Origin of the sequence: Paenibacillus camelliae (assembly GCF_023715345.1) — a bacterium.
GTDB classification, from domain to species: Bacteria; Bacillota; Bacilli; order Paenibacillales; family Paenibacillaceae; genus Pristimantibacillus; species Pristimantibacillus camelliae.
On the sequence record NZ_JAMBNY010000012.1, the window covers coordinates 144,187 to 156,923 of the forward strand.

Here is a 12,737-nt window from a genome sequence, read left to right on the forward strand (position 1 = left end):
CTACATGTAATGTAATACCTTTGAATCATTGCAGAACGTTCACTGCAAAACTTTTTACTCGCTATGCATTCTACGCTTGCCACGTAATAGTATCGCGATTAGAAGCAACGCACTTCCGATAAATAACCAAATCATCAATGAAATAGAATCTCCTGTTTTCGGAAGCTCATTCTTAGCACTACCTACACCTTTACCCGCTGGAGCAGCTGAATGGTTGCTTGCTGTCTCTTCTTTCCCAGCTGTAATGGAATCTGGTTTAGGCTTTTGTGTTTGAACCGGACTTACATCAGCATTTTGCTCTGGCGTAGTTGGTTCAGGTGTTCCTTCTGGTGTTGGTGATTGATCAGTATCTGGTGTTGACTCTGAATGATCAGCATCTGGTGTTGACTCTGGATCAGTCTCGACCGTTGGCTCTGTGTCACCTTCTGGTGTTGGCTCTGGATCTGTTTCTGGCGTTGGCTCTGGTGCAGGCTCTGGGCTAACATCCGGAGTCGGTACTGGTCCTTGCGGTACATAAGGCTTCACTAACGCACTGCATTGCTCTCCAACGTTAATAGTCCCTACATAGCTAGTGCCTTCGTATACATAGTAAACACCTGGCTCAACAGTATACGGGATAACCGCTTCACCATTTTCATCAGTAGTGCCAGCTGCAATAACTGCTCCTTCTGTATTTCTAATTTCGAAGGAAACACCCTCACGTGTTTGACCATACATGTTCTGAACAATTAATGTGAATACAGGGCAAGCATTCACTGGTACCTGAACAGCTGCTTCGCATGTCTCGTTAATATAATTCACTGTGATATTGCCGAGCTCAATACCGGACTCATTCAGTACGGTATATGTGACTCCATGCTGCAGCTTTGCCTTATCGTTAAACACGATCTTTCCATCGGTGTTCGTTACACCCGCTTCGACAATCTCACCTGCTTTATTAACAATTGTCACTTTAACTCCTGCTCCTACAGCAGACAAGTCATTGTCAATAACAACTAGTGTAAAGGTTGGACATGCATTCTTCATTACGATACCCTGACAATCTTGTCTGTACGTAACATTAACGCGGCCAAGCTCTTCACCTGCGGTTCCATCATCATTTGCTTCATATACAGTTACTTGACCAACGGCTTGGTTGGCCGGCAGCATAATCTTACCCTCTGCGCTTGTCATACCGTTGAATACTTCAGCATCTGCGCTGTCCTTCACGATCACTCTTGTGTTCGCTTTTGGCGTCGTTCCATTTGGCGTAATGACAGTAATCTCAAATACAGTACATGCACGCGGCTTTACAACCTCCGCTTCACAATTCCCAGTATAGGTCACTGTAAATGTGCCTAGCACTTTACCTGCATGGCTTCCAGAGGCAATAGCTACCTCATACTCGCCTGGTGGCACATCACCTAAGCTAGATTGGAAGGATACTTCACCGCTTCCATTTACCGTTCTCATAAAGGCTGCATTCGTCGCTGTATTGGTAAGCGTCACTTCCGTACCTGCTGTCACTAGACCATCCTCATCTGAAAGTGTCACGACAAAGGTTGGACATGCGATTGGCGGCTGTACGGTCGCTTCGCAATCCGTTCCTACGATAAATTCTCCTAGCTTAGTGCTAGCTTCATAGACCTCATAGGCGCCAGGCGCTAGATTGGATAGCTGCACTCTGCCCTCTGAATCGGTAGTCATCGTTGCAACGACCGTATTCGTAGCCTTGCTGACAATCGTAACGGCTGCAGCACTGCGAGTGTTGCCATTTTGGTCATGCACAGTTAATGCGAATGTTTCACATACTCTTGCAATATCTTGCGGATTCAGTACCGCTTCACAGTTCCCGTTCTGATAGCTAATGACGACTTCGCCTACAAGCTGCTTATCCTCGTACAGCTTATACGTACCTGCCGGTGTGGTAGCTGGTACGACGAATTTTCCGTCTGCATTTGTCGTTTCACTTGCAATCGTCGTGTTAGACAAATCCTTCAACGTTACCCTTACATCTGGACGTGGATTTCCATCCTCATCATGTACTGTAATGGTTACTAATGGGCAAGCATTCGCTGGAGTTTGCAGCGTTGCACCACAGATTTCATCAATGTCGCTAACTGTAAAGTCACCTAGCTCTACACCTGATTGGCTAACGTATGCTGTATAGGTTTCACCCTGCTGCAGCTTTGCTTTATCGCTGAACACAATCTGCCCAGCTGCATCCGTAACGCCCGTTGCTACAACATCGCCGGCTTGATTCTTAATGTCGATGTTCACGCCTGCAGCGAATGAAGTAGCATCGCTATTGTTTACGGTTAATGTGTAGGTTGGACATGCATTTTTCATAACAACAGCCTGACAATCATCCTTGTACGATACGTTAACACTACCAAGCTGCTCCAAGCTTTGATCTGGCAGTACTTCATATACGGTGTATGTGCCAACTGCTTGGTTGGCCGGCAGCGCAATCTTACCCTCTGCACTTGTCATGCCGTTGAATACTTCAGCATCTGCGCTGTCCTTCACGATCACTCTCGTGTTCGCTTTTGGCGTCGTTCCATTTGGAGCAATGACGGTAATCTCAAATACCGTACATGCACGCGGCTTTACAACCTCCGCTTCACAATTCCCAGTATAGGTCACTGTAAATGTGCCTAGCACTTTACCTGCATCGCTTCCAGAGGCAATAGCTACCTCATACTCGCCTGGTGGCACATCACCTAAGCTAGATAGGAAGGATACTTCACCGCTTCCATTTACCGTTCTCGTAAAGGCTGCATTCGTCACTGTATTCGTCAGCGTCACTTCCGTACCTGCTGTCACTAAGCCATCCTCATCGGACAGTGTCACGACAAAGGTCGGGCATGCGATTGGCGGCTGTACGACTGCTTCGCAATCCGTTCCTACTGCAAATTCTCCTAGCTTAGTGCTAGCTTCATAGACCTCATAAGCGCCAGGCGCTAGATTGGATAGCAGCACTATACCATCTGAATCGGTAGTCATCGTTGCAACGACCGTATTCGTAGCTTTGCTAACAATCGTAACGGCTGCAGCACTGCGAGTGTTGCCATTTTGGTCATGCACAGTTAATGCGAATGTTTCACATACTCTTGCAATATCTTGCGGATTCAGTACCGCTTCACAGTTCCCGTTCTGATAGCTAATGACGACTTCGCCTACAAGCTGCTTATCCTCGTACAGCTTATACGTACCTGCCGGTGTGGTAGCTGGTACGACGAATTTTCCGTCTGCATTTGTCGTTTCACTTGCAATCGTCGTGTTAGACAAATCCTTCAACGTTACCCTTACATCTGGACGTGGATTTCCATCCTCATCATGTACTGTAATGGTTACTAATGGGCAAGCATTCGCTGGAGTTTGCAGCGTTGCACCACAGATTTCATCAATGTAGCTAACTGTAAAGTCACCTAGCTCTACACCTGATTGGCTAACGTATGCTGTATAGGTTTCACCCTGCTGCAGCTTTGCTTTATCGCTGAACACAATCTGCCCAGCTGCATCCGTAACGCCCGTTGCTACAACATCGCCGGCTTGATTCTTAATGTCGATGTTCACGCCTGCAGCGAATGAAGTAGCATCGCTATTGTTTACGGTTAATGTGTAGGTTGGACATGCATTTTTCATAACAACAGCCTGACAATCATCCTTGTACGATACGTTAACACTACCAAGCTGCTCCAAGCTTTGATCTGGCAGTACTTCATGTACGGTGTATGTGCCAACTGCTTGGTTGGCCGGCAGCGCAATCTTACCCTCTGCACTTGTCATGCCGTTGAATACTTCAGCATCTGCGCTGTCCTTCACGATCACTCTCGTGTTCGCTTTTGGCGTCGTTCCATTTGGAGCAATGACGGTAATCTCAAATACCGTACATGCACGCGGCTTTACAACCTCCGCTTCACAATTCCCAGTATAGGTCACTGTAAATGTGCCTAGGACTTTACCTGCATCGCTTCCAGAGGCAATAGCTACCTCATACTCGCCTGGTGGCACATCACCTAAGCTAGATAGGAAGGATACTTCACCGCTTCCATTTACCGTTCTCGTAAAGGCTGCATTCGTCGCTGTATTCGTCAGCGTCACTTCCGTACCTGCTGTCACTAGGCCATCCTCATCGGACAGTGTCACGACAAAGGTCGGGCATGCGATTGGTGGCTGTACGACTGCTTCGCAATCTGAACCTACGATAAATTCTCCAACCTGTGTGCCGTTTACGTTGACAAGGTAAGTCCCTGGTGAAAGATTGGCAATAGCTACTTTACCTTCACTATCCGTTGGGGTCATTGGTGTTACTGTATTGGATGGATCATCTTTATCGATGATCGTTACAGAAGCATTGGCGTTTGCTCTGCCATCAGCATCATATACAGTTAATATAAATGTTTCACATACTCTTGCCACATTCAATTCTGCTTCACAATTGCCATTCTGATAGCTAATGACAACTTCACCTAAATACTGTCTATCCTCATACAGCTTATAGGTGCCTGCTGGAGTTGTAACTGGCACGGTAAACTTACCATTCTCATCTGTTATCGTTGTAGTAATGATGTCGCCTGCAGAGTTTTTCAAGATAACCGTTACATCTGGACGAACATCATTGTCTTCATTGTGTACAACAATGGTAAAGGTCGGACACGCTGGAATTGGCTGCACTTCACCTTGACAATCGCCATTGGTATAGTTCACGATCACCGTACCTAGAACAACATCATCTGCATCCTTCACGGTGTACACACCAGCTTGAACGAACGTGCCCGTCGTACCTGGACGATTAATATCGGTTAACTGCCCTAAGGCGTTAGTCGTGCCTGTGTAGACGACAGTACCGTTACCATCCAGCAGCGTAATTACTTTATTAGCTTCGAGCTGTCCATCCATATTTTTAACCGTTAGAGTAAATGCCGGACATGCCCCTGAAAGATCTACATCCTCAATATTGTTGACAACATAGGGACTTCCACCTACAACCATATCAAGCGCCGCACTCATCGTTATTTCAATGTCTGAAGCAGTGATATAGCCTGTCGGTGTTTCCTCCTTCAGGATGTACTTTCCGTAACGCACCTGTTCGAATGCAACTATACCATCTACATTCGTTATTCCTTCATATAGCTTAATTGTGTTGGCTTTATTCCAAAGCTCAAACTTAACTCCTGCAAGCACGTCAGTTTCTCCAGTTAAAGGGTTTACTTTGAACTTGTTCACCTGTAGCGTACCCTTAGCACCTGAAGCACTTGTATCTGAAAAGTCGTATTTGAAGAGTTTAAGGTCTTTGCCTTTGTCGCTCGTGCCGCTTCCCTCAGCTGCTGCGTAGCCGATTGATGCTTCATTGGAAACATCTTCACCTTCATTACCGTCACCCAAGAAATAGGTGGAGTACGTTATAATGTAGCCTTTTCCACTGAGATCTCCTAAATTAATGCTGAAGCTCCCGTCACCTTGAACGCTGATCTCGCTTGCATTAATTTCAGTTATGCCTCCTACATTTACTGAGGTGCCGCCTGCGTTTAATTTAATTTCTTGCTTTTTGAATGTATCTAGCAGGAGCAATTGATTGGCAGATGGCTTATCTGTAAGTACAATTTCCCCTAGCTGCGAATTAGACGCATTGACGATAACTGTCCAATTAATAATGTCTTGTGCTGGAAGTATAGATGCTGACTTCGTAATGAGCTCGTTCGCACGATTAGTAATGGTTGCAGTCGCATCATATCTATAGCTTCCGCTGTCAGGAGTAGCGAGTATAGCCGTGTTCGTATACCTGCTAGCGTCTCCTGTGCTTTGACCGTAAATATCGTCAGCGTCCTTTGTTTTATACTCGATCAAGTAGGCTTCATTGTTTTCACTTGCCGTTAAGCCAGCAAAGGTAATGACGAAGCCTGTTACTTTGCCATCCGTTAAGGCTGGGTCAATGCTCCACTTTGAAGTACTTAGTTGAGACGCTGTTTTTTGCCCATCCTCTGATGATGCTAGATTCAATCGAGTGATTGTAAATTGCTCCTGCAAGGTTTCACCATCAGGCACAGCAATATAGTGACCAGCACCTAAAGTATCAGTCACCGTAGCATTGTTTAAATTCTGCTTATTGATATTTACCGCGATGCGCCATGACATCTCTTGCACGCTGTTGTCGACCGATACACGCTTATAGCCGTTGTTAAAGGTTGGCGAGCTTGGGTCAGGAGTATAATCCTCTGTTCTGTTCGCTTTATTATCGGTGCTTAAAGCACCATCCCACGAAGCATTTGCTGTGTTGATATATGCGTTAGCGACACCACCATTTGACTTTACGTCAAACTTTGTTTTGTATTGAATCCTAACGGTGGTACCTTGTGGGATATCATCTGTAAATGCTATTTCAAAGCCTGCATTTCCAGCTGTTGGTGCATTGCCATCCTGATCGGTAATGCTGTACGATAGCTCGTTAGCACCTGTAACACGATATAGATCCGTTCCATCCCATGTTGTTAGTGTATGCTGTAATGAGTCACCAGCTTTATTCTCCGTCGTAAAGCTGTCGCTTATTGTGAAGTTCTTCAGATCCTTCTCTGCGTTAATCGTCAATGTCCATGTAATCGTTTTGTTTACATAGTCAATCGTCCCGCGAGACTTATTGAAGATGTTCGGTGATAGCGTAACCGTTGCTGATTTAGCTTCATCGTTATCGGCTCTCGTCACTGTATTGGTTACGGTCCCACTGTTGGCGTTCGTTACGAATTCATCCTCAAGCACTGTTTCATATTCGATAAGATAAGCCGCCGCTACATCACCGTCACTGTTCGCATCTCCGCTGAAGTCCAAAGTAAAGCGGTCATCTGCCTTAGACCCATTAAAGCTATATTCTGCTCCTTCACCAAGTTCTGTTAAGCTTTCTGCAGATTGACCATCGGCAGATAGCGTTACACGATACACCTTTAAGCTTGTGTAATCAATGATGTGCTTGCCTGTTGCACCTGGTGTGGATATCGTATCTGTCAGCTTAGCATCATCAGCATCAATTTTCTGTCCTAGCCAGTTATACTTAACGGACCATTTGGACTTGTATTTATCTCCAGTTTGCGATTTAGCAAGGCTCGGGCCGTAACTAACCGATTGAGAGGCACCTGCAGTTGTATTTCCCGGTATGTCGTCTCCCGTAAGTGTCGCTGTGTTCGTGTAATTCTCGCTTGATGTTGTTGGGCTAGCTGTCACAACAGTATCATAGGTAATCTTGTAAGCGTAATAACCGTCTGCAAGCTGAATAGGAAATTCCGTCTCACTCCTCGTATCTACAGGAGCACCCGAAGTACTTGGATTAAAGCCATTCAAGCCAACCTTGTACTGCTCTACCGTTATATTCCCGGTCAATTCATGCTTACTATCTGGCAGATCATCTAGACTAGCACTCTCTAGCTTCTGACCAGCTGTATTAACCCATATCGTCCACGGAATTGATACGGTTCCATCTTCCGCACGGTTTATAGCTCCTGCACTTTTTGTAAGTAGGTTTCCGCTTCCTAGCGGATCAAACTTAAATGGCAGTGTCGTAGATGCTCCGCCTTCGATCGGAATAATTAAATCCTGCTCTAGCTCATTCTCATCTGCAAAATTGCCGAATCTCGAATTAAATGTAAATTGAATCGTTCCAACGGAGCCTTCCTCAAGCTCACTATCCAGTGTGACAGTTACCGTCTTAGCATCACTATCATAAGTAGAATGATAGGCAAGCCAGTCACCAGTCTCTTCGAGGCTTCTAGCTTGGTCGAATGAACCATCGAAATATTCCTCGATCATGTTCGCAGGCATAGGGAATTCAAAGCTCGAGCCAATGCCATAATCTTGACTTGGTTCCACCTCAAAAACATAGCTTAAGAAGACGTTATCTCCTTTTTTCGGATTAGGACCCGAGTAGCTGAATAAATCGTCAGCTTCCACAATGAGGTGACCATTAGGGTCATATAGACGCAAACCGGTAAAGTTCATCTTAACATCGGCCTGCATATTAGCTGGCAATGCCATTAGCGAAGCAAGTAGATCTTCTTCGGTACCTTCTTCTGTTGCTTCATCTACTTCGCCTCCAGCGTCTTCCTCAGAGCCAGCATCCGTCTCTTCGTCAGCACCTTCTTCGGTTCCAGCATCTGTTCCTTCGTCAGCACCTTCTTCAGAGCCAGCATCTGTTCCTTCGTCAGTACCTTCTTCGGTTCCAGCATCTGTTCCTTCGCCAGTACCTTCTTCAGAACCAGCATCTGTCCCTTCGTCAGTATTCGTTTCATCAGTTGGCTCGGTACTTACATCGCCACTAATCTCCGTATCCTCTTGTACTTCCTCTACCGTCTCATTGCCGGCTGATTCACCAGCAGCTGGTAGCGATGAAAGAGGGTCACCTTCAGCAAATACTGTAAGTGGGCTAAATAATACCTGGAGCACTAACAGCAAAGCAAGCATTGCAATGTTAACCTTTTTCATTCCTCTCTCCCCATCTCGGTGTGGAGAGATCTTTAACCGTTAGCTGGTAATGCGCAGCCTTCTAAACTGGAAGAGCTGCGACAAGTGCAAGCAAACGACTCGCCTCTCTCACCCCAGTTTATTAATTATCTCGGCAGCATACTTCTGAACCCTTATCGTTATGTGAAACAAGTAATCGTGCTAGTCATATAAGGAGACATCTGTGTATACAGCCTCTTTAATGAGCCATCGACGCTTTGTTTCACCTCCTATAACGTCATGACTTTTCTATCTTTTATAAAATTCACCTTAGTATAAACAACGGTACTCGACAATTTCTGTACAACGATTACTGCTTCAGTAGTAGTACAAAACACCTAAAAATAAAGGAACCTTAAAGGCTTCAAGCCTTTCAAGGTTCCCTCAATCTACAATCAATAATGAAATCAATGATTCAATGATGGACGAAATTATTTAAGCAGATCCGCTTACCCCAAGCTGATCGACGAGCCATGGCACTGAGCTTACGCCAGAGATTTGATGCTTCCCAGGGTGAATGTCAGCATCCAGCTGCTGTGCGGCTCCTAGCGCAGCGTAGTGCTCCTCGAGCTGCTTAACAGCCCGTCTTGTCGCCTGCACGGGGAAGATATGATCATGCTCTCCCGCTTCAATAAACAACGGTCGAGGTGCGAGAAGCTCTACAATATCTGTCTGCTCTGCATCCTGTAATAATGAAGGCACATAGTTATCGATGCAATGACGAATCGACAATATACTATCCGCAAAGGTGTTCATCCAGCCTGACAATACGATCGCCTTCATTCGCTCATCCAGCACTGCAGTATAGGCTGCAATAAGTGAACCTCCAGAGAAACCAAATGCACCAATACGATCGGGCTTAATATCGGCTCTCGTCTGCATATAATCTAGTGCACGCATCGCTTCATATACACGCATCCCAGCTAGTGTCCTTCCATTCATGAGCAGCTGTGCAGATAAGGTCGCACAGGAGTTACTTCCGGGAGGCTGATTCATCTCCTTCGCTACACGTCTAGCTCCAAACCCCATAACCTCAGGGAGAACGACGATTAATCCCTTACGCACCAATTGCAGTGCGATGCGCTGGTGGATGCCAGGTTCATCAAGCCAATTCCCTGCTGCATCCATGCCGAGTGCATCATAGTATCCACTCCCATGACCGTGACAAGCTAATACAGCAGAATATTGTTCCTTCTTCTCTTTCGGGACTAGAACAAGCACTGGCACTTGAACATGTGGCATCGTCGTATAGGTAAGACGCTCCATATAAAATTCATCATATTCCTTACGCTCAATTAGCTGTGGAGACATCGGAATATGATCCTCAGGAAATTGACCTAATCCTCGCTTTAAGGCATTAAGTGTATACTGTTTTCTTTCAAGCTCAGACAGCGTATTCAATCTACGCTCTCGGTCAAGTGATGTTTCCTTGTTCAGCTCCTGTAAAAAGGCATCAACGGTCCAATTCATCTCTCAACCTTCCTCTCTCTTAATAGAAAATTGCCTACATATCTGGAATGATACTAGATATACACGATTATGTAAAATTTTACCTCACACCTAGAAGGAGCAATTTAAAAACAAAAAAGCATATCTACGAATCTCGTAAATATGCCCAACATAGAATGCGAGTGTTACCCGCTTACAATACTTAGTTTCTTAAAGGATGTAATAAAGTCCGTCGCTGCAAAGCCTAATGATTCGAACAAAGGAAAAATTGGTTCATTAGCCTCATCTGCAGTAATATAAATTTTTGATACTTTCTTTTGATCAAAACGTTGCTTCAATGCTTCAGCAAGCTGCTTGTCTATCTCTCTATTCTGATAACTCTCTGCAATGACGATACGATAATAATAGCCTTTATTATTATCAATCGTTCCTATGATTACGCCAACAATTTCATTGTCAGCCTCAGCAACGATTACGAGATCACTATCCCAGCCTAGTTGACGACCGAAAGCGATTAGAGTTTGCTCACAAACTTCTTCAGAGAGCACTTCTTCGAAAAGCTCCTTGATACGGCGATAATCAGCCAGTTGAATCGAACGTACATTCATCATCTACACCTACTTTTAATAAGTTCAGTATCAAAAATATAACGACAGTTTCTATTAAAATCCTTTATATTTAGACATATTATATCTTGAAATTCTGTAAATGAACATCTATTTTTCTTGTAAACGCTCTCACAAACTCTCAAATGCTTTATTTTATACATTATAATGAATAAATTTTTAGCCTTTGTATCACACTGTTCGATAGCGTTTAAAGTTGCATTCTACTTTTTCAACACGAATGTTGCTTTATTCCCTTAAATCAGAGATAATTAATATGTAACTACATAAATAATTGGAGGTTATCGAACATGGCACATCAATTACCATCTCTACCTTACGCTCATAATGCACTTGAGCCGCACATCGACGCTTTGACGATGGAGATTCACCACGGTCGTCATCACAATACTTACGTAACGAACCTAAATGGTGCTTTGGAATCTGCTCCAGAGCTTCAAAGCAAATCTGTTGAGGAGCTAATCGCTGACCTTGACAGTGTTCCTGAAGCAATCCGCACTGCTGTTCGCAACAACGGTGGTGGACATGCTAACCATAGCCTTTTCTGGGAAACAATCGGCCCTAACGGCGGTGGAGCTCCTACAGGAAAGCTAGCTAACGCAATTGATAGCAAATTCGGTAACTTTGAAAACTTCAAGGCTGAATTTGCAAAAGCAGCTACAACTCGCTTCGGCAGTGGCTGGGCATTCCTTGCTGTAAATAACGGCGAGCTAGAAGTATACAGCCTACCTAACCAAGACAGCCCAATTATGGAAGGTAAAACTCCTGTTCTTGGCCTTGACGTTTGGGAGCATGCATACTACTTGAACTATCAAAACAAACGCCCTGATTACATTGCAGCGTTCTGGAACGTTGTAAACTGGGAAGAAGTTGGAAAACGCTACGAAGCAGCTCTATAATTACGATACGTGCTGCATTGCAAAGAGCCGTCTGAACGATGTTCAGACGGCTTTTTTATGTTCATTTATCTCCTTACGAGTGGAACCCATTAACTTCCAACAGCATAAGCTACTGCAGGACGAATGCCTAATTCACTCGTAAAGGAGTTTGAATACTTACATGAGTAATAAGCAAAGCTTTTCACGAAAAAAATCTAATCCATGTGATTGCCGTCAAGCGTCAAGTAGCGCTCCAGTTGTGCTGCCCTTCCCTCCTATTGTTGCTCCGCCTCTAATTGGACCTGGTCCATTTACACCTTGGGGCCAGCCATATGGTCAGCCATGGGGAGGCCCTGGACCTTACGCTACTGGTCCTTGGGGAGTTGGTCCGACTCCATATCCATACCAACCACAGCCTTTATTTCAACCTATTCCAACACCAGCTTTTCCTCGAGAGGATGAATCGAATAATAGCCAATGGGGCGACATAGACGCCAATCCAGTGCCTACTGCTGAATTAGCAGCAGAAGCTATAGCGGATTTAAGACCTTCACCTGGGCATGGACCTGGACACGGCTCTGGACACGGACCTGGACACGGACCTGGACATGGACCTGGGCACGGACCTGGACACGGACCTGGGCACGGACCTGGGCATGGACCTGGACACGGACCTGGACATGGACCTGGGCACGGACCTTGGGGACCTGGACCTTGGGGACCCGGACCTTGGGGACCCGGACCTTGGGGACCTGGACCTTGGGGACCTGGACCTTGGGGTGGACCTGGACCTTGGGGTGGACCTGGACCTTGGGGCGGCCCTGGACCTTGGGGTGGACCTGTCCTCCCAATACCACTTCCGATACCAATCGGCGGGCCAAGAGATGAGCAAGTCTATGTGAACATTAACGGTGGTACCGCGTACCCTAACGCAACGGCTTCCTATCGCTTAAATTATGAGCCAGGCATCACTATTTACGATGCGCTAAGCAGCACTGGGGTGATTCAGCTGTCACCACAAGGGCAGATTCTTGCAGTAAGTGGAGTAGGTATCGGCGGTAATGTCGACTGCTTAATAAGTATCGATGGCAGATCGATCTCAGATACTACGCTTGGTCACCAGCTGCAGCCAAATGATCAAATTGGTATCGAGCTCATCTATGCTTAAATAAAACAAGGGCGCAGCTCAATAAACTGGTACCCATAGACTAGACACTTTGAAAAAAGTGTTTAAGCTATGGGTATTTTTTTGTACACTGGTATAAGTAGCGGGGGGATGAAATCATGAGCAAGAAACAATTCACTGATATAGAAC

General features: G+C 45.5%; 5 protein-coding genes. 2 read left to right on the forward strand and 3 right to left on the reverse strand.

Annotated elements, in window-relative coordinates; translation table 11 throughout:
* Positions 1 to 54: 54 nt before the first annotated feature.
* The 3 genes from M3180_RS17400 to M3180_RS17410 form a co-directional block, all read right to left on the reverse strand.
* The gene (locus tag M3180_RS17400; protein ID WP_251669815.1) at positions 55 to 8,451 is read right to left on the reverse strand and encodes a SpaA isopeptide-forming pilin-related protein; all 8,397 of its coding nucleotides are present in this window, start codon (positions 8,449 to 8,451) and stop codon (positions 55 to 57) included.
* Between the two features lie 453 nt (positions 8,452 to 8,904).
* On the reverse strand, positions 8,905 to 9,939 hold the full coding sequence (locus tag M3180_RS17405; protein WP_251669817.1) for an alpha/beta hydrolase family protein: 1,035 nt from the start codon (positions 9,937 to 9,939) through the stop codon (positions 8,905 to 8,907).
* 164 nt (positions 9,940 to 10,103) lie between these two features.
* A complete protein-coding gene (locus M3180_RS17410; protein ID WP_349774493.1) occupies positions 10,104 to 10,529 on the reverse strand; it encodes a GNAT family N-acetyltransferase in 426 nt (141 codons plus the stop codon).
* Between the two features lie 305 nt (positions 10,530 to 10,834).
* Between M3180_RS17410 and M3180_RS17415 the strand changes: the two genes are divergently transcribed.
* Both M3180_RS17415 and M3180_RS17420 read left to right on the forward strand, forming a co-directional pair.
* Complete coding sequence (locus M3180_RS17415) at positions 10,835 to 11,443, forward strand: superoxide dismutase (RefSeq protein WP_251669819.1); 609 nt, start codon at positions 10,835 to 10,837, stop codon at positions 11,441 to 11,443.
* Between the two features lie 160 nt (positions 11,444 to 11,603).
* The gene (locus M3180_RS17420; RefSeq protein WP_251669821.1) at positions 11,604 to 12,590 is read left to right on the forward strand and encodes a hypothetical protein; all 987 of its coding nucleotides are present in this window, start codon (positions 11,604 to 11,606) and stop codon (positions 12,588 to 12,590) included.
* Positions 12,591 to 12,737 lie beyond the last annotated feature (147 nt).